Source organism: Geobacter sp. FeAm09, from assembly GCF_008330225.1.
GTDB lineage: Bacteria > Desulfobacterota > Desulfuromonadia > Geobacterales > Pseudopelobacteraceae > Oryzomonas.
In genome coordinates this window covers 1,062,360-1,083,823 of sequence record NZ_CP042466.1, presented here as the reverse complement: position 1 = coordinate 1,083,823, position 21,464 = coordinate 1,062,360, and the positions used below count along the sequence as shown (strand labels likewise).

21 protein-coding genes are annotated in these 21,464 nt (G+C 63.7%); 4 read left to right on the top strand and 17 right to left on the bottom strand.

What is annotated here, in order from left to right; translation table 11 throughout:
- Positions 1 to 634: 634 nt before the first annotated feature.
- The 4 genes from FO488_RS04970 to FO488_RS04955 all read right to left on the bottom strand — a co-directional run bounded on the left by FO488_RS04970 (position 635) and on the right by FO488_RS04955 (position 6,023).
- A complete protein-coding gene (locus tag FO488_RS04970; protein WP_168205901.1) occupies positions 635 to 2,884 on the bottom strand; it encodes a PAS domain S-box protein in 2,250 nt (749 codons plus the stop codon).
- Positions 2,885 to 2,948: 64 nt separating this feature from the next.
- Positions 2,949 to 4,628: a sigma-54-dependent Fis family transcriptional regulator gene (locus FO488_RS04965; protein ID WP_149209533.1), complete on the bottom strand. Its 1,680-nt coding sequence runs from the start codon at positions 4,626 to 4,628 to the stop codon at positions 2,949 to 2,951.
- A 200-nt stretch (positions 4,629 to 4,828) separates the two neighbouring features.
- On the bottom strand, positions 4,829 to 5,056 hold the full coding sequence (locus tag FO488_RS04960) for an Os1348 family NHLP clan protein (RefSeq protein ID WP_149209532.1): 228 nt from the start codon (positions 5,054 to 5,056) through the stop codon (positions 4,829 to 4,831).
- A 424-nt stretch (positions 5,057 to 5,480) separates the two neighbouring features.
- Positions 5,481 to 6,023 carry a hypothetical protein gene (locus FO488_RS04955; protein WP_168205900.1) on the bottom strand — a complete coding sequence of 181 codons (543 nt, stop codon included), beginning with the start codon at positions 6,021 to 6,023 and terminating at the stop codon, positions 5,481 to 5,483.
- A 388-nt stretch (positions 6,024 to 6,411) separates the two neighbouring features.
- Here FO488_RS04955 and FO488_RS19345 point away from each other — a divergent pair, with 388 nt between their 5' ends.
- The 3 genes from FO488_RS19345 (at position 6,412) to FO488_RS04940 (ending at position 10,691) form a co-directional block, all read left to right on the top strand.
- Complete coding sequence (locus tag FO488_RS19345; protein WP_168205899.1) at positions 6,412 to 7,365, top strand: ABC transporter substrate-binding protein; 954 nt, start codon at positions 6,412 to 6,414, stop codon at positions 7,363 to 7,365.
- A 1-nt stretch (position 7,366) separates the two neighbouring features.
- A complete protein-coding gene (locus tag FO488_RS04945; protein WP_149209529.1) occupies positions 7,367 to 10,354 on the top strand; it encodes a GAF domain-containing protein in 2,988 nt (995 codons plus the stop codon).
- Positions 10,355 to 10,466: 112 nt separating this feature from the next.
- Positions 10,467 to 10,691, top strand: a complete 225-nt coding sequence (locus FO488_RS04940; RefSeq protein WP_149209528.1) for a hypothetical protein — start codon at positions 10,467 to 10,469, stop codon at positions 10,689 to 10,691.
- Positions 10,692 to 10,838: 147 nt separating this feature from the next.
- Here FO488_RS04940 and FO488_RS04935 read toward each other — a convergent pair whose 3' ends face one another.
- The 12 genes from FO488_RS04935 to FO488_RS04885 all read right to left on the bottom strand — a co-directional run bounded on the left by FO488_RS04935 (position 10,839) and on the right by FO488_RS04885 (position 19,110).
- Positions 10,839 to 11,450, bottom strand: coding sequence for a hypothetical protein (locus tag FO488_RS04935; protein ID WP_149209527.1), 612 nt, complete (start codon positions 11,448 to 11,450; stop codon positions 10,839 to 10,841).
- Between the two features lie 301 nt (positions 11,451 to 11,751).
- Positions 11,752 to 11,985, bottom strand: coding sequence for a DUF3592 domain-containing protein (locus tag FO488_RS04930; RefSeq protein ID WP_149209526.1), 234 nt, complete (start codon positions 11,983 to 11,985; stop codon positions 11,752 to 11,754).
- Positions 11,982 to 12,143: a hypothetical protein gene (locus FO488_RS19340; protein WP_168205898.1), complete on the bottom strand. Its 162-nt coding sequence runs from the start codon at positions 12,141 to 12,143 to the stop codon at positions 11,982 to 11,984. The genes FO488_RS04930 and FO488_RS19340 overlap by 4 nt, the downstream gene beginning before the upstream one ends.
- 122 nt (positions 12,144 to 12,265) lie before the next feature.
- Entirely contained in the window at positions 12,266 to 13,132 is an 867-nt protein-coding gene (locus FO488_RS04925) for a hypothetical protein (protein WP_149209525.1), read from the bottom strand.
- A 13-nt stretch (positions 13,133 to 13,145) separates the two neighbouring features.
- Entirely contained in the window at positions 13,146 to 14,111 is a 966-nt protein-coding gene (locus FO488_RS04920; RefSeq protein WP_149209524.1) for a hypothetical protein, read from the bottom strand.
- Positions 14,108 to 15,379 (bottom strand): MFS transporter, encoded by a 1,272-nt coding sequence (locus FO488_RS04915; RefSeq protein ID WP_149209523.1) that lies wholly within the window; start codon positions 15,377 to 15,379, stop codon positions 14,108 to 14,110. The genes FO488_RS04920 and FO488_RS04915 overlap by 4 nt, the downstream gene beginning before the upstream one ends.
- A 179-nt stretch (positions 15,380 to 15,558) precedes the next feature.
- On the bottom strand, positions 15,559 to 15,891 hold the full coding sequence (locus FO488_RS04910; RefSeq protein WP_149209522.1) for a DUF2845 domain-containing protein: 333 nt from the start codon (positions 15,889 to 15,891) through the stop codon (positions 15,559 to 15,561).
- A 43-nt stretch (positions 15,892 to 15,934) separates the two neighbouring features.
- Positions 15,935 to 16,795, bottom strand: coding sequence for a TraB/GumN family protein (locus FO488_RS04905; RefSeq protein WP_149209521.1), 861 nt, complete (start codon positions 16,793 to 16,795; stop codon positions 15,935 to 15,937).
- Positions 16,792 to 17,172 carry a tetratricopeptide repeat protein gene (locus FO488_RS04900; protein ID WP_168205897.1) on the bottom strand — a complete coding sequence of 127 codons (381 nt, stop codon included), beginning with the start codon at positions 17,170 to 17,172 and terminating at the stop codon, positions 16,792 to 16,794. Before FO488_RS04900 ends, FO488_RS04905 begins: the two co-directional genes overlap by 4 nt.
- Positions 17,173 to 17,298: 126 nt before the next feature.
- A complete protein-coding gene (locus FO488_RS04895) occupies positions 17,299 to 17,781 on the bottom strand; it encodes a hypothetical protein (RefSeq protein ID WP_205743354.1) in 483 nt (160 codons plus the stop codon).
- 79 nt (positions 17,782 to 17,860) lie between these two features.
- Positions 17,861 to 18,202, bottom strand: a complete 342-nt coding sequence (locus FO488_RS04890) for a hypothetical protein (RefSeq protein ID WP_149209518.1) — start codon at positions 18,200 to 18,202, stop codon at positions 17,861 to 17,863.
- A gap of 26 nt (positions 18,203 to 18,228) precedes the next feature.
- Positions 18,229 to 19,110 (bottom strand): DUF4349 domain-containing protein, encoded by an 882-nt coding sequence (locus tag FO488_RS04885; RefSeq protein WP_149209517.1) that lies wholly within the window; start codon positions 19,108 to 19,110, stop codon positions 18,229 to 18,231.
- A 310-nt stretch (positions 19,111 to 19,420) separates the two neighbouring features.
- On the opposite strand from FO488_RS04885, the gene FO488_RS19335 reads away from it, so the two are divergent.
- Positions 19,421 to 19,564, top strand: a complete 144-nt coding sequence (locus FO488_RS19335; RefSeq protein ID WP_168205896.1) for a hypothetical protein — start codon at positions 19,421 to 19,423, stop codon at positions 19,562 to 19,564.
- 196 nt (positions 19,565 to 19,760) lie between these two features.
- Here the strand turns inward: FO488_RS19335 and FO488_RS04880 are convergent, their stop codons facing one another.
- Positions 19,761 to 21,380 carry a methyl-accepting chemotaxis protein gene (locus FO488_RS04880; RefSeq protein WP_149209516.1) on the bottom strand — a complete coding sequence of 540 codons (1,620 nt, stop codon included), beginning with the start codon at positions 21,378 to 21,380 and terminating at the stop codon, positions 19,761 to 19,763.
- Between the last annotated feature and the right edge of the window lie 84 nt (positions 21,381 to 21,464).

Sequence of the window (21,464 nt, the reverse complement as noted above, 5' to 3'; positions counted from 1 at the left end):
TCCCGGAGCGGGCGGCCCAACGGGCCCGTTTCCGGGAACGGCGGCAGCTCGGCGCAGTCGGGGATCGCCCCGTCGTTTCCGGGGCAAACCCGCCGATAATGCCGATCCTTTTCATGGGGCGGTTCCGGCTTTCAAGCAAATTTTGCGGGCCCCACCCCCCGTCTGGCGCCGGAACGGGGCAACTATCCGGGTTTATTCCCCTATCACCGCCGGTGATTTTTTATGGAGCGAGGGCGTTTTTTCCTTGACAGCCCCCCTGCCGAAAAATCCGGCAAAGTAACCGGACCGTCACAAAAACAACACCTTACCGCACTACTCCCCAAGCTTTTCCACAGGCGGTTGGGGAAAGTCGGGGACGAGGCGCCCTCCTCATGGGCCGGCAAAAACAATTTAATTAGGAACAGCCCCTCCTGTCATACCAAAAAAATGCATATTTCAATCGCAATTTCGGCATGTTAAAAATATTAACACTTTCCCGGCATGGTAAAAAAGCAACACAACGCCGCACTTCATTAAACCTTTCGATATTACAGCAAAAAAGGCACCCGGATCGCCTCCGGATGCCTCTGCACGTGTCATTTCGATACGCCCGCCGCCAACGGCATCCGCCGTGGGGCGCGGCCGGTGGCCCGGCTCACGAAGCACCGGCGGGGAACAGGACCCGCACGGTGGTCCCCCTCCCCTGCTCGCTGTCCACCAGAATAATCCCCCGATGCAGCGTGACGATGCCCTGGACCGCCGCCAACCCGAGCCCGCGCCCAGTGAACTTGGTGGTGAAGAACGGATCGAACAGCCGATGCCGGGTTTCCTCATCCATGCCGCAGCCGGTGTCGGCCACCTGGACATAGCAGAAGCGCCCCGGGGGCGGCTTCGCCACGAGGCGGCTTTTCTGGATGAGGTCATCGTCGCACTCCGCGATCCCGGTGGTCACGGTCACCGCGCCGAACTGCGCCCCGATGGCCTCGGCGGCGTTGGTGAGCAGACTCATGACCACCTGCTGAACCTGCCCCTGGTCGGCCGTTATGAGAGGAAGACCGGCGGAGGCGTCCACCGTCAGGGTGACGGTGCGCGGCGCGGCCTGCCTGAAGTGTTCGGCGTTTTCCCGCACCACCGCGCTGAGGTCCAGGGGGACCGGTTCCAGTATCCCCCTGCCCGAATAGACCAGCATATGGTTGGCCAGGGCCGCCGCCCGCTTGCAGGCAAGCTCGGCCTGTTCTATGCGGTCCCGCCCCGGGGTGTCCGGCGGCGCCTCCAGCAGGAACAGTTGCACGTTGCCGATGATGGCGGTCAGCGTGTTGTTCAGATCGTGGGCAATGCCGCCGGCCATGATGCCGAGGCTCTCCAGCTTCTGGGCGTGCAGCAGGGCCTTCTCCAGTTCCAGGCGCTTGGCCTCGGCGCGCTTCTGCCGGGTGATGTCCTGAATCGTGATGATGATCCGGTCGGGCGCGCCGGAGGCGTCGGAAACGACCTCGGACCGCGCCAGGATGGCCCGCTCGGCGCCGTCGGGCCGGACGATGCGATATTCGATCCGGCCGGGGGTGTGCTCCCGGAGGGTGCGGGCCGAAGTGGCGGCGAGCCGCTTGCGGTCGTCCGGGTGCACCAGGTCCAGATACCCGTCCAGCGTCATGGGGAAATCGGCCGCGGACACCCCCAGAATGCGCAGGAACTCTCCCGATGCGGAGACGAACCGGCCGTCGAGGCCGGTGACGCAGTTCCCGATATGGGCCATGCGCTGGGCCGCCACCAGGTTCCGCCGGCTCTCCTGCAGGGCGGCCACCATGGCCTTGCGTTCGCTGATGTCCAGGAAGTATCCGTAGAGCAGCTCCTTGTCGTCGTATTCCATGAAGTTGCTGGTCACCTCCACCGGTACCAGCCTCCCCCCAGCGACACGATGCACGGTTTCCAGGGGGCCCACGGTCCCCGCCCTGATCCCGGCGATGGCCGCCGGCAGGGTCGCCGAGTCGTACTGGGGGTCCCAATCGGCAAGGCGCATGGCTCTGAGCCGTTCCAGGCCGAGGCCGAAGTGGGCGCAGGCGGCCGGGTTGGCGTAGAACATCCTGCCGCCGTCGCCGCTGTCGATGGCGTAGATCGGGTCATGGGAGAATTCCACCAGGGTCTTGTAGAAGGAGGCCTCCTTCTCGGCCTTGACCAACTCGCCGATGTCCTTCACCATGGAGCAGACATACTCCCGGTCATGATACCTGAAATAGCTGGAGGTGATCTCCACCGGGATGCGCCGGCCGTCCTTGGCCCGGTGCAGACGCCGTTGGCAGACCTTGCCCGCGCGCCGCATCTCCTCCAGGTTGGCCAACCGCTCGGCATGGGAGTAGTCGGGGTCGATATCCCGGTTCGACAGGGTGAGGAACTCCTCGCGGCTGTACCCCAGCATGGCGCAGGCCGCGACGTTGCAGTCCCGGATGCGGCCGTCCGTGGTGGTCCAGTGGATCGCCTCCGCGGCATTGTCGATGGAGTAATCCTTGAACAGCAGCATCTCGTCCAGCTGTTTGCGCTCCGTGATCTCCTCCGCCACCGCGATATGGCTGAACGGTTCCTCTCCGGGGCGCCGCAGGGCGGACGCGGTGAGCCTGACCCAGGCGACGGAGCGGTCCTTGCGGCAGTAGCGTTTTTCCAGGGTGAACCGGTTGGTCTCCCCGGATATGAGTCGCCGGCCGGCCTCCCGGCTGGCCGGGAGATCGTCAGGGTGGGTGAGCTCGAACAGGGTGTGCCGTTCCATCTCCTCCATGGTATAGCCCAGGATCTCGCAGTAGCGCTGGTTGATCTCCAGCACCTCCCCGGTCGCCGAAGCCACCCGGGCGATACCCACCGCAGCCTGTTCGAAAATGGCGCGGCACACCAGTTCAGCATGATTTCCGTTCTTCGTCATACGCGTTCGGACCTCGTGTCTGCCGGGCGCGGGGGCTACAGCGGCCCGCGCCCGTGCGGTTCGTTCATGTGCCGGAGCCGGCGCTGCGCACGAGCCGCGCCGGAGAGTCGGCGGCATCCCTGATGCCGTACTCCTTGAGCTTCCGGTAGAGCGTGGCCGGACCGATGTTCAGCTCGGCCGCGGCCTGGGCCTTGTTGTCCCCCACCACGTGCAGGACGCCCAGAATATAGTCCCGCTCGATCTCCTCCAGGGGGCGGATGCACTCCTTGTCCAGCACCGGCTTAAGCGACAGGACCTGCAGCTCGCACGGCAGATCGCCGGCGTCGATCCGGCTCTCCTGGCACATGGCCACGGCGTACTCCACGGCGTTCTGCAACTCCCGCACGTTGCCCGGCCAGCCGTAGCGGAGGAGGTGGCCGGCGGCGGCCGGCGTAAAGCCGGTGATGGCGCGGGGGGCGTGGTGCGCGTGCCGGTTGAGGAAGAAGCGGGCCAGGGGGAGGATGTCCTCGTGGCGCTCCCGCAGCGGGGGGACCTGCAGTTCGATCACCCGCAGGCGGTAGTACAGGTCCTGGCGGAAGCGGCCGGCGGCGATCTCGCCCGCCAGGTTGCGGTTGGTGGCCGCCACGATCCGCACGTTGACGGGGCGGGATTTGTTTTCGCCCACACGCCGCACCTCGCGCTCCTGCAGGGCGCGCAGCAGCTTGACCTGCATGGCCGGCGACACTTCGCCGATCTCGTCCAGGAACAGGGTCCCCCCGGCGGCCGCCTCGAACAGCCCGGCCCGGTCCCGGTCCGCGCCGGTGAAGGAGCCCTTGGCATGGCCGAACAGTTCGCTCTCCAGGAGGGTCTCGGTGAGGGCGCCGCAGTTGACGGCCACGAAGGGGCGGGTGGCGCGGGTTGACTGGTCGTGGATGAAGCGGGCCATGCACTCCTTGCCCACGCCGCTCTCGCCGGTCACCAGCACCGAGGAATCCACCCGGGCGGCCCGCCGGGCGATCTCCACCGTGGTGCGCATGGTCTCGCTGCGGGCCGCAACGAGCCGGGAGGCTTCATCGTCCGCCTCCAGGAAGGCCAGCTGCCGTTGCCGTTTCTTCAGCCTGGTCTCCGTGCGGTGCAGCTTGTCGCTCAACTCCTTCAGCAGCGCCGGGCCGGAGTCGGCCCGGTAATAGGCCAGGTACGGTTCGATCTGCGCCCCCCAATCCTCCCGGTAGCGCGCCGTCACATGGCAGACGGCGTCCCCCTTGCCGCAGCACGCATCCTCGATGAAGTACACCTCGCGCCCTTCCACATAGGATACATAGCCGCTGGCAAAGGCCGCCTCGGCCCAGCAGACCGGTCCTTCGGCCCGGCCGATGTGCAGCAGGTGCTGCTCCGCCTCGTAGCAGTCGCTCCAGGTGGATTCGATCAACGGTTCGGAGCCGCCCCCGTCGCGGCGCACGTTGTGCACGACCCGGTTCATGCCGGTCAGGGAGTGGAACTTGGCTCCGGCGAACCCCTTCAGCTCCCGCCAGGTCTCCGGCATGTTCTGCTGGATGTTCATGGCCGTGCGCCAGCCGTTGGCATAGCCGAAGCGGGTGAGGATGCCGCGCGCGGCGAACTCACCCACGGTGTCGATCAACTCCTTGCGCAGTTGCCCCAGGGCGAAGGCGTTGAACAAGAGCGCCCGCTCCCCCAACAGGTTGATGGCCCCACCCTCGGGATCGAAGGAGAGCAGTTCCCGCAAGTCCAAATCTTCAAGCTTCATCAGGTATCCCCCGTTCTCCGTTGCACACCCCTGCCGCCGCCGGGCGCCGTTCCCCCCGGCGCGGCCCGACCGAGGGCTCGCCCTATTCTATACGTGAAACCGTTCCGGCACCAAGACATAAATTATCAGTATTTAATTAAATGCCCATAGTATGGCGGCCACAGCCGCGCACGGCGCATGCCCAAGACGGCTTGGGGGCGTCACCCCTCTCCCACGGGGCACCGGTACCGCTGTATCCTGCTGTCAAGCCGCTCGGCCAGCGACTTCATCCGCAGGAGATCCTCCCGCCTGATCGCCGCCAGTTCCCCCTCGCTCAGATCGAACCCGGTCTCGCGACACGCCTCGGCCAGCGAACGCAGCCCGAGCTGCAAAAGCCGCCGGTCGGTCAGCAGCCGGCCCAGAAACCGCTCAACCCCCTCCTGCGACATGGGCACCCCCTCCTGTCCTGTTCGGAAACAGCCCGCTCTCCCGCTCCCCTGTTCCAGCAGATTGGATGCCAATAATTGTATTTTACTAATTACAGTAAGTTATAAATACCCCGTGGCGTCGCGGTGTACCGCAGGGGGACAGGGTGGGTCATAATGATACATCCGGCGCGATGGCCTTCCACCCGAAAGAGTCACCGCATAGGTTCCCTGGACATTTTATTGATAAAAATTAATTTTATATTATTAATGTCGATGGGTAAACAGGAAAGTTACGCGGCCAACGCCGGAAGCGGGAAGGGAAAGGCATTTCTGGTGACAACGGGCCTGACAGGGGGTACGCACGAGGCGGCTGGACAGGTCTGAGTACTTGTCCGGAAACAACTCTACGGGATGCGCGGCCGCAAAGCCTGCGTCCGGACAGGTTCTAGGGCGCTGCCGCCCGGGCGCGGCCCGCGCGGGAGGTCTTCAGCAACGCCCTGGCCGCCCCGGGATAGTGGCGACACCACGCCAGAAGCCCCCGTGCGGCGGCAGCGTGCCGCTCCGCCACCTGACCGAGGTCAGGCCAATCGGGGTGACTTTCCAGGAACCGGCCAAGGTCCCTGCCCGGATAGGCGATGGCCCAGGCGACCAATTGCCCGGAACGGTCGCGGTTGCGTGCCTCCCACCGGGAGAAGCGCCGGGCGGCCGCGGGGTATTCCCGCGCCCACGACCAGAGTTCAAAGGCGGCATCGGGGTAGGTGTAGGCCCAATTTTCCCTGGCCGCCGGCGACGGGGCCGCCCAGGCGGACCAGATGCCCGCCAGGAAAGCGGCCGCGACGAGCAGGATGCGGAATCCGGAGCTCATGGCGTGCCACGGGCCGGCCATCCGTGAGGCGCGGGGTGATCCCGGCCTGGCGCCGACGGATAGGGCGGCGGTGCCCGGCGCGCCGTCAGGGACGGTTACCGTGTGGTGGAGACCGGCATTCATGGAGAGGTCCTTTGGCAAGATGAACGGGAGGTTCGTGCGGCCCCCCCAAATGGCGGGGCCGCGCAGTGCGGTACGCGGCACAGGGGGCGGCGGTTGCGCGCGGGCACGTGGCGTCATACTTCTACCCCAGGCAACCGCCCATTTCAAGGGCAATCTGAAAAAAGAGCCATTTCAAAAGCCCGGAAAAACGGTGCGCCACCCCTGCACTGCCCCGGGACAAGGCGCCGAATCGGGAAAACGGAGTGGAAAAACGCCTGAAACCACTTCCAAATCCCTCGATTTTGGGTATACTGTGGACAACTTGTTTCACCTCAAACAACCTTCACCACCCCCTGCGCCCGCCATGACCGGGGAGCATGGCGCGGGCCCAGGGACGACGAGGCCGTCCATGGGGTACACATCGTTTGTCCGGATCGTGGTTTGCACCTGGCTCTGCCTGCCGTGGCTCTTCGGCATGGCGGGGTGCAGCAGGGAGGCGTCCGCCCCCCTGCAGATCGCCACCAATGTCTGGCCCGGCTACGAGCCGCTCTACCTGGCCCGCGCCCTGGGCTACTGCCCGGAATCGGCGGTGCGCTTCCACGAGATGACCAGTGCCGCCGACGTGCTGAAGGCGTTCCGCAACCACGCCATCGACGCGGCCGCCCTGACCCTGGACGAGGCGCTCCTGCTGGTGCAGGACGGGATCGACGTGCGCGTTCTCTTCGTGACGGACATTTCCCACGGCGCCGACGCCATCCTGGCCCGTCCCGGCATCGGGAGCGTCCGCGACCTGAAGGGGAAACGGGTCGGCGTCGAATCCATGGCCCTTGGCGCCTATGTCCTCACCCGAGCCCTCGACCAGGCCGGCCTCGCCCCCCGGGATGTGACCATCGTGCCGGTTGCGGTGCAGGAGCACGAGCGCGCCTACGCCACGGGCGAGATCGACGCGGCGGTCACCTTCGAGCCCGCCCGGACGCGGCTTCTGGCCCTGGGTGCGCGCAGCATCTTCGACAGCCGCCGGATTCCGGACGAGATCGTCGATGTGGTCGTGGTGCGCGCCGATATACTGCGAACCCGCTCCGACCAGGTAAAGGCACTGGAAGACGGGTGGTTCAGGGCGCTTAAGTACCTGCGCGCCAACCCCGACCATACCGCCCGGCTCATGGGCATGCGCGAGGGGCTGACCGGCGCCCAGTTCTCGGCGGCCCTGGCCGGGCTCGTCATTCCCGACAGGAACGAAAACGACCGGCTCCTGTCCGGCGCCCTGCTCCCCCCGGCCCGACGGCTGGCCGACGTCATGTTCCGGGGAAAACTGCTGGAGCGGCCGGTGGACCCGGCGCGGCTCGTCGTCAGGAGGCCCTAGCATGTCCCGCCCCCGCTACCGTCTGCGCCTCCTGGTCCCGGGCATCGTCTTCACCGTAACCCTCCTGCTGATCGCCTTTCTCACCCTCGACCGGATACGGGACGGGAGGCGGGAAATCCTCCGCTCCCAGACCGAGGCCGCCCACACCCAGATGAACCAGCTCCAGGACATCCTCTCGGACAGCCTGATGCGGGGCGAGCACGGCCAGGCGGCCCAGCGGCTCTCCTATGCCGCCCTCTCCCCCCAGGTGACCGCCCTGGCCCTCGTGGATTCCGGCAACCGGGTCCTCATCGCCAGCCGCCAGGAGTGGGTGAATGGGGACGCCGCCGCCATCCCCCATTACGACAAAAGCCTGGCCGGCACCGCCGTTTCGCTCCAGCGGGGCACGCTCTACGCCGCCACCCCCGGCCATTTCCACGGCTACTACCCCGTGACCCTCGGCATGCGGGCCGGCGAGATCAGGCCGCAGCAGACCGGCACCCTGTTCGTGGCCTACGACTTTTCCGGTCAGCTCGACAGCCTCCGCTCCGGGGCGTACCGGAGCGCCGCCAAACTGGGCGCGATCCTGTTCTGTTTTGCCCTGATCCTGTCGTTTCTCCTGCATATCCTCATCACCAAGCCCATCGACCGGCTCCTGAGAACGGTGCGGGAGATCGCCGGCGGCAACCTGAACGCCCGCGCCATGGCCCCCGGGGCGGACGAGATCGGCCGCCTGGCCCAGGCCTTCGACGAGATGGCCGATGAACTGGCCCGCAACCAGGAGCGCCTCCACGAGCAGAACGTCCAGTTGGAGGAAGAGGTGGCCGAACGGCAGGCGGCCCAGGAGGCGTTGCAGGAGCAGGCCTTCCTGCTGGAAGAGGAGATCGGGGAACGGCAGGTGGCCCAGGAGGCGCTGCAGGAGCAGGCGTTCCTGTTGGAGGAGGAGATCGTCGAGCACCGGCAGGCGGAAGACAAGCTGCGCATCGTCTTCGACGCGGCCCAGGCCGGCATCGTCATGCTCGACGCCGGCGGCGTCATCATCTTTGCCAACCGCTGCGCCAGCCAACTGTATGGTTTCGGAGAAGAGGAGATGGCAGGCTCGCGCTACAGCGGCCATGTGCACCCGGACGAGCGCCCGATTTCCGACGAACTGCGCGACAAGCTGGTGCGGGGCGAGATCGACGCCATTTCGGAAAAGCGTCACTACCTGAAAAAAGGAGGCGGCGACTTCTGGGGCTTTCTGAACGCCAAACGGCACGTGGGGGACGACGGCAGTCTCCTGGCCATCATCATCGTGATCACCGACATCACGGAGCTCCGCAACGCCCAGGTCCAGATGGGCCTCAACTTCCAGCGCCTGGAGAGCCTGGTGAGGATTCTCCAGTACCGTTGCGACTCGGTCCAGGGCTTTTTGGACTATGCCTTGGAGGAGGCCCTGGGGCTCACCGCCAGCGGGGCCGGCTTCATCTTCGTCTACGACGAGGCCCGGCGCGAATTCGTCCACACGGTGTGGTCCCGGGAGGCGCTGAAGGCATGCGGCGCCGCCCCGGGGCAGCAGATGCCCTCGGCGCCCGATCAGGCCGGCCTGTGGGGCGAGGCGCTGCGCCGGCGGCAGCCGGTCATAGTGAACCGCTACGCCGATCCGAGCCCGCTGAAAAAAGGGGGCCCGGAAGGGCACTTTCCCCTGGAGCGGTTTCTCTCGGTGCCGGTCTGCGGCGACCAGGAGACCGTGGCGGTGGTGGGCGTCGCCAACAAGGCCGGGGAGTATGACCAAACGGACGTGCTGCACCTGAGCGTGCTCATGGATTCCGCCTGGAAGATCTGCCGGCAGATGAAGAGCGACCAGGAGCGGGAGGCGCTCCAGAAGAAATTCAACCAGGCCCAGAAGATGGAGGCGGTGGGCAGGCTCGCCGGGGGGGTCGCCCACGACATCAACAACAAGCTCTCCATCATCATGGGCTACGCCGACCTGCTGAGGATGCAGCCGGCCCGCCTGGGCGAAGAGCAGATCCACTACCTGGAGGAGATGCAGAAGGCGGCCAACCACTCCTGCGAGATCGTCCGCCAGCTTCTGGCCTTCTCCCGCAGCGACGTGATCTCGCCGCGCAAGGTCAACATCAACGCCGTCATCGCCGACGCCCGCAAGGGGCTGGGACGACTCATCGGCGAAGACATCAGGTTCGAATTCAGGCCGGCGGAGGGCATCTGGCCGGCCCTGCTCGACCCGACCCAGATCGACCAGATCATCATGAACCTGGCGGTCAACGCCCGGGACGCCATGCCCGACGGCGGCCTGTTCAGCATCGAGACCGGCAACGCCTCCCTGGACGAGGCCGCCTGCGAGGGGATCGCCCAGGCCCTGCCGGGCGACTACGTGCGGCTGTCGGTGGGGGACACCGGCTGCGGCATGGACGGGGAGACCCTTGCGCACATCTTCGAGCCCTTCTTCACCACCAAGGAGGTGGGCAAGGGGACCGGGCTCGGGCTGGCCACCATCTTCGGCATCGTCTCCCGGAACCGGGGGTTCATCACCGTGTCAAGCACGGTCGGCTTCGGCACCACCTTCAACATCTTCTTCCCCCGCATGGCCCGGGAGGGCGCCGGCCCCGAACCCGGAGAGCACGAGCACCGCGTCACCCCCGGCAGCGGCACCATCCTCCTGGTGGAGGACGAGGAGGCGCTGTGCGCGCTGACGGCCCGGATGCTGGGCACCCTGGGCTACCGGGTCGTCGCGACCGGCTCCCCGGAGGAGGCCATCGCGCTCTGCGCCGGGGGCGCCCCGGGCGGTATCGACCTGATCCTGACCGACATCATCATGCCGGGGATGAACGGCAAGGAGATGTGCGACCGGATCCGGGAACTGCGCCCCGACACCCCGACGCTGTTCATGTCGGGCTACACCGCGGACATCATCTGCGCACGGGGGATACCCGAGGGGGAATTGCCCTACCTGCAGAAGCCGTTCAACCTGCAGAAGCTGAGCCACATGGTCCGCGCCGCCATGGGATGACCCGGCTTTTCGCCCCCGCGCCTCTCACCCCTTGCAATCGGCCCGGCGGATGCTATAAAATAGTCATGGTTACTGGAGTGCCGAGAGAGAGCAGTGTCATCGAGGTGATACTATGGCCGAATCTCTTGAATCCGCTACCTTCATGCGGACCCACATCATGGTGGACTGCCGGAGGATGGCGGCCCGCATCACGGCGGACGCCTGCATGAAGTACCAAAAGAACAACGATGCCCTGGCCTGCGTCGGTTGCAGCCGGTGCATCCCCGGCGAGATGGGCCGGGCGGCGGAGTGGCTGCCCGACATCCAGTCGCGGTTCGGCCTCCCCCAAGACCTCTGAAACCTCCCCTGCCGGTCGAAACCCGATCCCAGCCCGCCGTGGGCTGCATCCCAGCTTCCGAGCCTGCCCGCACCGTCCCAAACGGACGAAGGGCCGGGCATGTATGCCCGACCCTTCGCATCCGCAACGGCAGAAGGATGGGTGCGCCTACCGCCCGCCCCCCCGCTCGTCACGCCGTTCCTCGCGGCGGTCCTCCTTCATATCGCGCCGCTGCTCGCGCCGGTCCTCTTTCATATCGCGGTGTTGTTCGCGCCGCTCTTCCTTTATATCGCGGCGCTGCTCGCGCCGATCTTCCCGCACGTCACGGCGCTCTTCGCGCCTCGGCTGCACCAACTCGTGGCGCACTTCACGCCCCTCCCTGACCGGTCGGTAGTACCGCCCCGGGTAGTGATCCCGGTCCCTCGTATAGACGCGGTATTCCCGGTCGCGGTACTCGTGGATCCTCCCCATCTTGTAACGGCGCAGTTCCGGGGGAAGGTCCCGGTAGCGCACCCGCACCCAGTCGCCGCCGTAGTAGGAGGTGCGATACCAGCCGCCTCCCCGGTTGATGAAGTAGATGCCGGAGAGATAGAACATGTCGTAGGGCACGCCCACGGCCACCCCGAAGCCCAACTCGGCCGGGTAGAGGAAGTCGGGCGGTTGCGCGATGACCACCGGCGGGCCGCCAACGTTGATGCTGAAAGAGATGTTGCTCGCCCAGGCCGCCGGAGCCGCCTGAAGCAGGGCCACTGCCGCTGCTGCCGCTAATAGTCTTTTCATAAGGTCTCCTTGTCGCTGATCCGGTCTCCCCCGGAACCCGGGGCAGGAAACGGGCCGCCCCCTTTGTACTCCAGAGCGTTGATTAATTATACCACACGGTCAGGGCAAATCCGAATAGAATAGTTATAAAATATCATAAAAACAAATACTTATAGCCATAACAGCGAACGGTGACGGCGCACGGATCGGCCGGGGGAGGCGGATCAGAACCGCCGGCGCCGCCTGCGGTTCCCCGTGCGGAGTGTCCAAAGCGGCCAGCAGCCGACCGCCACCAGCAGGGCGCTCAGGGCATAGGGGAGCGTCATTCCCCCCAGAGCCGCGCCGGGCTGTCGATCTCGGCCTGCTGCGGCACCTTCCGGTCGTAGAGGACCGGCACGGTCTGCCCCAGGGAAAAACCGCTGTAATGGGGCTGGTATAGGGATTTGAAGGTGACGGAGCGGCCGTCGTGGGTTTCGAACCGGACCAGCGGAGGCGGCTCTGTGCCGCGCTTCCCCACCCCGCCCCCGTACCCGACGATCACGCCGCTGGCCTTCACCCCCCGTGGGTCAGGCGGTAATTCCTCACGTGCCGTTTTAGGGTATCTCCCCCCGTCAGGTAGGCGAAGTAGAAAAACGGCGCCGTGAAGAACAGGGCAGAGACGATGATGCGTTTGACGGTACCGGGCAGTTCCGGTCTGAGACGTCGCGGATTCACACTCTTCACCTATCCTGCGGTTCCCCGGGAGGAACCCTGCAGGCAAGCTCCTTGAAATTAATTGACCTGCGTGACAAAGCAGCGGTACATCACCCCACAGGGGAGAAAAAGACAAGGCGGCCCTACGCCGCCACCACCCCGAACGCCTCCATCCGCCCCTGGCAATCCCACTGGGGCAGCAGGGGCGCGGGGCCGGTGATCCTTGCCAGCGGCGGGGTACGGGCCGCCAGGCCGTTGATCTTCGCCCACAGGGTGATGTCGCCCCAGTAACGGGGCGGCACGTCATGGGCGGCCACATGGGCGAAGATCTCCGCCGGCGTCGTGCAGCCGGCGCGGAGCGCATCCAGGGCCAACTGTTCCAGGCGGCCCAGGCCGGTGGCCGGGTCGGGCCGTTCCTCCAGCCACCGGGCAACGGCGGCCGGCACCCAGGGGAGGGGGGCGGCCGTACGCCGGGAGAGCGCCACGAACGCGGCCTGATCCTGGGTCGCAAAGGCCCGGTCCACCTCCCCGGCGAAAGCGAACTGATCCCCGGTCACCGGGCAACGCCGGTCGTACACCGTGGCGAGCTGTTCCGGGGAGAGCTGCCCCAGGCCGTGGTAGGGGACGATGCCGGGGAAGGCGGCCACGCAGACGAGTTCCGTCCCCTCGACCTCCCTGAGCTTGAGGCAGGCCAGGATATGGGCGAGCATGGCCTGGTCGAAGAGGCAGGCATCGAACCAGAGGCAGAGCCGGTCGTACTCCCCGACGGCCGCCAGCTTGCGGTACTGGGCCCGGAGGGTGTCCAGGATCGTCACCAGCCCCATGCCGCCGGCGGTCGCCTCGTCCAGGAACCGGGCGCGGGCGGCATGGGTCGCCTCATTGGGCCACCCCGGCTCCCGTGGGCCGTCGTACAGGATGTCGTGCCACACGAACACCTCGCCCGGGACGCCGCTCTTTTCCAGGCTCGCCCCGGCATGATCGCCGCCGATGATGTGCAGTATCCGTTTCATGGGTTGCCTCCTTTCACCCCAGCCGGTCCTTGATCTCCAGCAGTTGTTTTTCGTAGCATTCGGGGCAGATGCCGTGGCTGAAACGGGCCTCGGAATGGCTCGATATGTACTGCTCCAACTGCTGCCAGCTCGCCTCGTCGTCCCGGATCTTCTTGCAATGCATGCAGATCGGGATGATCCCTTCCAACTGCTTCACGTTCGCCAAGGCCTCTTCCAGTTGCCGCACCTTGTCCGCCAGTTCCCGCTGCGTCTCCCTGAGCATCCCGGCCCCCCGCCCGATGACCAGGGCGGCGCAGGCGAACACGAACAGCAGGATGCCGGCCAGGGAGGCCACGGTCAGCGTGACGATGTGGACGACCTGCCGGCTGTAGGGGGTGACGTCCGTGTACAGCTCGAAGACGCCGATGATCTCGCTCCCCGCCCTGATGGGGATGTAGGTCTCCACCACGGCGACCTTGAATTTCGTCTCCTCCCCCAGGTCGAGCATCCGGTCCTTCTTCTCCATGTGGGAATCCACCGTCCCCCGCAAGGCCCTGGCCAGCCGCCGGTTGCCGGCGTCCGTCCGGCCGATGATCTTGCTGTCGGTGCTGTAGACGATCGTGCCGGCGGGGGTGTAGATCTTGACCTTGAGTATGTCGAAGTTGCGGAGATAGGTGCGGAAGTAGCGGTCAATGACCGGCATGTCGGCCTCGTGCAGTTGGAGCCGGTAGCGGCCGTCGCTCCCCACGGGGGCCAGCCGTTCCCGCTGCTGCTCGAACATGGCCCGGCTGACCCGCACGGCCGCCTCCCTGGCGTCCCGCGTCACCTCGCCCGTGGTGATCTCGTAGCTGGTGGCCGCCGAAAGCCCCAGGATGACGGCGATGGAGAGTACGGCGCTCCAGGCGATGAGGCGGAGCAGGGCGGCGGGGTCGCCGTGGGAGTCCGATACCGGCAGGAGCCACGGCGCCCCGTTCCCCTGCCGTTCCCCGTTCCCGTTCATGGTTGTGCCCCTTGGGCCGCACCCGCCGCGGGGCGGCCCCGCTCGCTGCGGAAGTGGAAAAACGCCAGGGTCAGGGAAGCGGCCTGGAGCGCGGCGCAGAAGTAGAACGGCGCCCCGATGCGCCAGTCGCCCCGGGGCAGATGGGACACCATGGCCAAAAGCGGCGCGCCGAACAGGGGCGCGAATACGGACGCGAGGCTGTTCACCGAGTTGACCGCCCCCATGATCTGCCCCTGGTTGCGGGGCCCGGCGGCGCCGGAGATGATGCTCTGGAGCGCCGCCGTAATGGTGAAGCCGAGTATGTTCAGGAAGATCACCGCGTACATCATCCACCCCTGGGTGGCCATGCCCCACAGCACGAAGGCCACGGTCGACGACAACAGCCCGGCCACCGCCAGGCGGCGCGGACTCATGAACTTCAGCAGGCGCCCCAGCATGAACCCCTGCACCACCAGCGACATGAGGCCCACCGCCGCCAGGGACCAGCCGTTTTCCCGCGGTCCCCAGCCGAATTTGAAGGTGGTGTACAGCACCCAGCCGGTGAACATGACGAATTGGGCCAGCCCGCTCAGGGCGACCACGGCCACCAGCCGCCCCACCCCGCTCAGCCCGGCCAGGGTGCGCAGCGAGGTCAGGGGGGTGGCCTGCCGCCAGTGGAACGGACGGCGGCGCTCCAGGGGGAGCGACTCGGGGAGCACGAAGTAGCCGTAAAGCCAGTTGACCATGGCCAGACCGCCGGCCACGAAAAAGGGGAGCTGCAGGGAGATGGCGCCCAAGAGTCCCCCCAGGACCGGGCCGATGATGAAGCCGACGCCGAACATGGCCCCCAGGTGGCCGAAACGTCGGGCCCGCTCCTCCGGGGGGGTGATGTCGGCCACGTAGGCGTTGCACACCGCCGCATTGGCCTGCATGGCGCCCCCCACCAGCCGCACCGCGATGAGCATCCAGATGGCCGTGGCGAGCCCGGTGGCGAAAAAGGTGAGCCCCAGCCCGCAGAAACCGAGCAGCAGCACGGGGCGGCGGCCATAGGCGTCGGAGAGCGCCCCCAGGATCGGCGAGCCGAAGAAGTTGGCGAACCCGAAGGCGAACACCACCACGCCGAACCAGAACGCCTGGTCCGCCTGGGAGCCGGTGAAACTGCCCACCAGCGGGGGAAGCACGGGGATGATCAGGCCGATGGACGCCACGTCGATCAGCACGGTGAGCATGATGAACGGCATGGCCGCGGTACGGTCGCGGCGGGGTGAAAACAGGTTGAAATCCTTCATACGAAACGACATGATCCTTTCATGCTGCGTTCAACCGGAAAAAAACAGGTGCCACAGAGCCGCAGAGGCACCGATGGCACCAAATTACTCTCGTGAATTATCGGCCACTCTGCGTTTCGGCCAATGGTTTCAGAGGCTGTCATGCCCTCCGGAAAATCCGCCCCACCCTGCCAGACAGATTACTGAACAAACCCGCCGGTGCGCACCTCCGCGAGGATGCCGTTGCGGAAGATCAGCGTGTGCAGCAGGGTGGAGCCCTGGGTGTAGGTCCACTCCTGCACCTCGATGTAGACGGTGGTGGTCCCGGTCCTGCCGTCCCCCCGGTCGAATTGCGCCGTCACCGGCTCCTCGCGCCTGAACGTGCCGGCAGGCGGGTCGCATTTGGTTGAAACGAGGGAGATGCTGTCGCCCGTGGAGACGATCTTGCCGTTGGGGCAGCGAAAGTTGTCGGCGAACGCCTGTCCCCCGGCAAGGGAGGCGGCAACGGCGAGTATGGCAACAATCCTTTTCATGACCTTTTCTCCTTACGGTGATTATCTCACAAATCTCCGCATCCTACAGCTTATCCACCGTGTACCCCTTCCGGCGCAGGGCCTCGATGATGCCGTCCGGCCCCACCAGGTGCCCCACCCCCACCAGGACGAACCGGGTCTGGCGCAGCTTTTGGTACCCCTCGATCACCGGCAGCCAGTTCCGGTTGCGCTCCACGATCAGCCTCTTGTAGAGCGCGGGCTGCCGCGTTTTGAGTTCCCCCGACATCAGCTCGTCCAGCCTGGCCGCATCCCCGGTGCGCCACGCGCCGATGAGGAGCGCGAACTGCTCCCGCATGTTCTTCATATCCTCGATGGAATAATCCACAAAGGCGTCCTCGTTGCCGTCCGCCATGGAGACCACGTAGTCGATCTGCTGATCGGCCGTTTCCAGCCCGTCCACCGCCTTCTTGTCCGCCACTGCCCGCGCGTGGTAGACGCTGTCCACCCCCTGCTGGGTGACCCCCATCTTCATCAATTCCATGAGGGTCAGGGTCATGACGATCATGGACGGCCTGAACTGGGCGAAGCTCTGCATGGGGATGCCGTTGGCCTCGGAAAACGCGCTCAGGGCGGCGTATGCCTTGGCGGACAGGTGTTTGTCCACGGTGCTGCCGTCGCCGTACATGGCCTTTGCCAGAAACCGCTGCCGGGTCGCCGGGGCCTGGAGCTTGTCCAGGTCGGTCTCGAACACCACGACCTGGGAGGCCCGGTACGCCCGGTCGAATTCGGCTGGCAGCGGGAAATCCGCCTCCCGCAGCAGATGGCAGGTCCCCCCCAGGTAGAGGACGCTGTCGCCCTTCCGGGCCTTCCACACCGACGACTCGGCCCCGGCCCCGGTACAGGCCCAAAGGACCAGCATGATACCCGCTATGACTCTCTTCATCCCTTGTGCTCCTTTATGCTGTGGTGCGCGGTTTTGTGGGTTCGATTCTGATGAGGCTGCCTGTGATTATCAAATTCTTTGAGTAACAAAATTGCCGAGGTATAATTCTTTTGGGCAGCCTTTTTTAACCAATATTTGGCTTTTACTTTATCTTTTACGACATCTTCGTAAAGGTATGAATGCCCCAGATTATATTGAGCGAGTGTATGACCATTTAGTGCTGCCTTCTTTAGCCAGTATATTGCCTTCGGGTGATCGAGCGCCACAAAATCATAATACAGGGACATCTTATAGGCTGACTCGGAGTCTCCACCCTCTCCTTTATGACTGAATTCCTGCTGCTCGGCGGGTGACAAAATAAAACGGGCCTCTCCCATCGCAGGGACATCCTTTGATCTCTGCACATAATGCCAGACCAAGAATATAGAGATGCAAACAGCCATTAAGAATGGCTATTACTGCAACCCTATTCATATATTTAATCTTTACTTGCTTTATAAATTTCAAAATTTAATCTCACGTCTACCTTTATATGTCTCTAAAACTAAACCGATTATCCTTCCATTTTTCTCTATAAATTGCTCCGGTTTATTGTAGTCCAGCCACAATCTGTGAGATACTGACCTTGGCAGATCGATTGGGTAAACAGACAAATTAAAGGCATTAAAGTTCCTTATTTTGTTTTTAGAATACACTGTTATGAGATTGCCTAAAGGGTAATACCACGTCTCAACATATACAAAAAACATTCCATCGTTAGAAAGCATTCCGCTGCTATAACCGGTATGATGATATTCTTGAGTCCAAAGTATATCGGCTTTGTTAGTGTTATCACGAACTGTGATTTTATATTTCCATTTCCACGGCTTATCTTTTGGACCTACCTCCTTTGGTCCAACTTCAGCGACAAACCTTTTATTAGCTGATTCTATTGCATATTTAGTGCACCATTGCGGTGGTGAATCGGCAAAAATCACCGTCGGCATTAGTACAAAGATTAGAATCAAAATAATTTTCATTTCATAATCTCCAACCACTACGGCGCTTGACCGCGCCAGTGCCTCGTCAGATTTCCACGATGCCGGAGTACGTGCATGCGAACCAATACAAAAAACCAACAGCAGCCAGAGCCGCCAACAGCAGAAGTAAATAAAAAACTCTCTTGGGGAGCGGATGAGAAACCTTGTCCTTTGCTTCAATATAATTTGACAGAGACTCCCCGAGACCGGCAAAGAAGGCGGTCAGTGATAATCCAAAAGCCATGCCGTACATGGACCTTGAATGCTTCAACACATAGAAGCCATTAGACGCATCATAAAGCAGACCGATCAACAGTAGAAACACAATGCCCACAATGACGATAGTCTTTTGTTTTGAAGCCTCAAAGCGGCTCATCTGTACCTTCATCAAGGAAGCCTTTTTTGTCAACAACCTTACGGCAAGTGGTCCTCGCCCACCCCACCATCTTGTGATTCCAACCACTTACCGCTCAATTTCTTCAGAAGCCTGCGAACAGTGAAGTATGCCAGCGGACCAAAGATCGCCGCCCACGGGATAATCGCACCGAGAAAGACAATAAGGGCATGAAGCGAGTCCACAAAGGCGGTCACAGCCCCACCGACAGCCGTTCTTATCGGGTACATTATCCGGTTTCCCGAAGGCATGCCGCTGGAACTCTCGCTTAGGCTGACTTCGATGGTCACCAGTTCCGTCAGTTGATCCCAGTTCCTTTTCTTCGCCTCAAAGGCCTCGATATCGCCCCTGACCCGCGTCAACTCCTTTTCAACCTCCAGCACGTCGGAGAGTTTTCCAGCCTTCCGATACAGCTCCGAAAGACGGGCCTCGGACAGCTTGGTGATCTTGAGCCGGGCCTCCAGGTCAATGTATCCTTCCGTGATGTCCTCGGCAGTTGAACTTTCGTTGTCCACTTTTCCAAGTCCGCGAATACCCGCCAGGACGCCGCCAACCTTGCCGACCGGCACCCGTATCCCCGCACTGCCCCAACGGGAGCCACCATCATGGCTATTGCGGCTGCTCTTGAAAACATACCCGCCGTTCGCTTCTGTGAGCTTCGTCAACGCATCCAGGGCGGCCTTGCAATCCCTTACCTCCACATTGACCGAGTGATTGAGGATGATCTTGCGTTTCCTCTCCTGCGGCGCGGTCTCTCCCTTGGGTGCGGGGCTCCCTGCTATCACGGGGGCGCTAGCCGGGGCCGCTTCCTCCTTTTTCTTGCAGGAAGCCAAACAGCAAACAGCGGTGAGCAACATAGCGACGATGACAACCCGGTGAACAGCGTGTTGACGGCAATTCATTCGATATCTCCTACCTAGAGATATGCTGGTGCAAATACTGCTGACGCATGGTCATTATCTGCTTTACCCCACCGTCCAGGCGGGTGCGGCAACCGCTCCCACTTCCCTTCCTGTCCCCAAACGGCACACAACGAGCCGGACTGTTTCCAAATGATACAGCCACCCTCGCCACCCATGCCGTAACCCACTGTAATTACGTGCAACCTTCAATTGGCACGCTCCCCGCAACAAAAATAACAAGAAACCCGGGGAGTGCGCCCCATGGGCACAGCCGCTCGTGCGGCACGCATCCCCAGCCAAGGAGAACACGATGAAAAGCGGCATCCTGACCATCTTCGAAAAGAAATTCCTCACGGCGTACTCGGCCGCGATCCTGGCCCTTACCGCAGTCGGCATCGTCTGCATCAGCAGGCTGTACCGGACCGGGGTTGCGGAGCTGTTCGCGCCGTGCTGACGGACCGGGCGGTCCCCGGCCCAATGCTCCCCACCTCCCTTCTACATCAGCAAACCGTAACTTTCAATGTAATTCCAAAGTGTTAAAAAAAGTAACACTCTTGGTGCACGCCACATATCCCCATGATTTAACACGAAAAAACGGCACCCGGACCAAGTCCGGGTGCCGCTGGGTGCATGGATGCGGGAACCGGCGCCTACGCCAGCTTGAACCGCCGGACCAGGGTCTGCAACTCCTGGGCGAGCTGGCTTAAGCTTGAGGCGGCCCCGGCGGTCTCCTCGGCGCCCCGGGCGGTCTGGGCCACCACCGCCGTGATCTGCTGGATGTTCATGGTCACCTCGTTGGTGGTGGCGGTCTGTTCCTCCGACGCCGTGGCGATCTGGTTGATCTGCATGGTGACCTCGTTGATCTGGTTCAGGATCTCCTCCAGGGCCCGGCCCGATTTCTGGGAGGACGTGGCCCCCTTCTCCACCTCGCGCACCCCTTCGTCCATGGATTTCACGGCGGTCTGGGTCTCGTTCTGAATGGCCCGGATCATCTCGCCGATCTCCTTGGTCGCCGTGGTGGTCCGCTCGGCCAGGGCCCGCACCTCGTCGGCCACCACGGCGAAACCGCGCCCCTGCTCCCCGGCCCGGGCCGCCTCGATGGCCGCGTTCAGGGCCAACAGGTTCGTCTGGTCGGCGATGTCCTCGATGGTGCCCACGATGTTGCCGATCTGCTCGGAACGGGAGCCCAGGGTCTCGATGGTCTGGGAGGTATGGCGCACCCGCTCCGCGATGATGTTCATGCCGGTGATGGTCTCCTGAACCACCGCGGCTCCGGTGGTGGTGGTTTCAGCCGTCCGGTGGGAGGCGTCGGCGGCCATGGTGCAGTTGCGGGCGATGTCGGTGCTGGTGTGGGACATCTCCTCGCTGGCGGTGGCCACGGTCCCGGCCTGGGAGGCGACCTCCTCGGCGCCGGTGGCGATCTGCTCGGCGGTGGACTCCAGTTGCACCGCGGCGGCCGCCAGTTGGCTGGAAGTGGCGTTCGCCCTCCCCATGACGTCCCGCAGGGTCGCCACCATATTGCCCATGGCCGCCATCAGTTGGCCGGTTTCATCCTTGGCCTGGGCCCGCACCTCCATGGTCAGGTCGCCGGCAGCCAGGGAGTTGGCCACGGCGACGCATTCCCCGATGGGCCGGGTCACGCTGCGGGTCAGGGTGACGGCGATCAGGACGCTGATGATGACCGAGGCCAGCCCGAAGAGGCCGAACATGATCTTGGCCTGCCGCTCGCTCTGATCCGCGCTTTTCAGGAGTTCCTTCACCCGGTTGTCGTTGTATTCGGCCATTTTGGTGAGCATGTCGTGGCTGTTGGTGTCGATCCGTTCGAAATCCTTCTTGTAGAGATCGATGAACTCCTGCATCTTGTTCTGCATGGCATACTCGATCAACTGCTTGTTGACCTCCCTGCCGGCGGCCGTGGTCTTCTTGTACTCCTCGAACAACTGCTTCGCCTCGGGCGACACCGCGGTTTTGGACACCTTTTCCAGGTTGTCCACGTAGACCTTGCGCCGCTGCGCAATCTTGGCCAGGATCGCCTTCTTGTCGGCCTCGTCGCTGTTCATGGCCACCTGCTTCACCAGGTCGTTGATATCGAAGATGGAGGTCTGGACCTGCTGCGAGTAGCCGCTGACCGTGTTGAAGGCCTGGGCCTCGTCGAATTGCCGCCCGATCCTGTTGAGCAGCATGATCCCGCTGGTTATGGTGCAGATCATGATCACCGCCACGATCCCGAAACCAAGTAACATCTTTGTGCCGATCTTCAAATCCTTCATGCCATTCTCCTCTGTGGGGGTAATGTTTCATACGAATCAAGCGCTACGCTGTCGCAAAACGGCCACGTCCCCCCTTGGCGGCAT

Bases quoted from the DNA above. Each gene is read 5' to 3' on its own strand.
- FO488_RS19345 (WP_168205899.1), top strand. From the start codon at position 6,412: ATGGGGTACACATCGTTTGTCCGGATCGTGGTTTGCACCTGGCTCTGC.
- FO488_RS04920 (WP_149209524.1), bottom strand. From the start codon at position 14,111: ATGAACGGGAACGGGGAACGGCAGGGGAACGGGGCGCCGTGGCTCCTG.
- FO488_RS04940 (WP_149209528.1), top strand. From the start codon at position 10,467: ATGGCCGAATCTCTTGAATCCGCTACCTTCATGCGGACCCACATCATG.
- FO488_RS04905 (WP_149209521.1), bottom strand. From the start codon at position 16,795: ATGAAGAGAGTCATAGCGGGTATCATGCTGGTCCTTTGGGCCTGTACC.
- FO488_RS04925 (WP_149209525.1), bottom strand. From the start codon at position 13,132: ATGAAACGGATACTGCACATCATCGGCGGCGATCATGCCGGGGCGAGC.
- FO488_RS19335 (WP_168205896.1), top strand. From the start codon at position 19,421: ATGAAAAGCGGCATCCTGACCATCTTCGAAAAGAAATTCCTCACGGCG.
- FO488_RS04895 (WP_205743354.1), bottom strand. From the start codon at position 17,781: ATGCCGACGGTGATTTTTGCCGATTCACCACCGCAATGGTGCACTAAA.
- FO488_RS04935 (WP_149209527.1), bottom strand. From the start codon at position 11,450: ATGAAAAGACTATTAGCGGCAGCAGCGGCAGTGGCCCTGCTTCAGGCG.
- FO488_RS04900 (WP_168205897.1), bottom strand. From the start codon at position 17,172: ATGGGAGAGGCCCGTTTTATTTTGTCACCCGCCGAGCAGCAGGAATTC.
- FO488_RS04970 (WP_168205901.1), bottom strand. From the start codon at position 2,884: ATGACGAAGAACGGAAATCATGCTGAACTGGTGTGCCGCGCCATTTTC.
- FO488_RS04880 (WP_149209516.1), bottom strand. From the start codon at position 21,380: ATGAAGGATTTGAAGATCGGCACAAAGATGTTACTTGGTTTCGGGATC.
- FO488_RS04960 (WP_149209532.1), bottom strand. From the start codon at position 5,056: ATGTCGCAGGAGGGGGTTGAGCGGTTTCTGGGCCGGCTGCTGACCGAC.
- FO488_RS04890 (WP_149209518.1), bottom strand. From the start codon at position 18,202: ATGAAGGTACAGATGAGCCGCTTTGAGGCTTCAAAACAAAAGACTATC.
- FO488_RS04915 (WP_149209523.1), bottom strand. From the start codon at position 15,379: ATGAAGGATTTCAACCTGTTTTCACCCCGCCGCGACCGTACCGCGGCC.
- FO488_RS04910 (WP_149209522.1), bottom strand. From the start codon at position 15,891: ATGAAAAGGATTGTTGCCATACTCGCCGTTGCCGCCTCCCTTGCCGGG.
- FO488_RS04945 (WP_149209529.1), top strand. From the start codon at position 7,367: ATGTCCCGCCCCCGCTACCGTCTGCGCCTCCTGGTCCCGGGCATCGTC.
- FO488_RS04965 (WP_149209533.1), bottom strand. From the start codon at position 4,628: ATGAAGCTTGAAGATTTGGACTTGCGGGAACTGCTCTCCTTCGATCCC.
- FO488_RS04885 (WP_149209517.1), bottom strand. From the start codon at position 19,110: ATGAATTGCCGTCAACACGCTGTTCACCGGGTTGTCATCGTCGCTATG.
- FO488_RS04955 (WP_168205900.1), bottom strand. From the start codon at position 6,023: ATGAATGCCGGTCTCCACCACACGGTAACCGTCCCTGACGGCGCGCCG.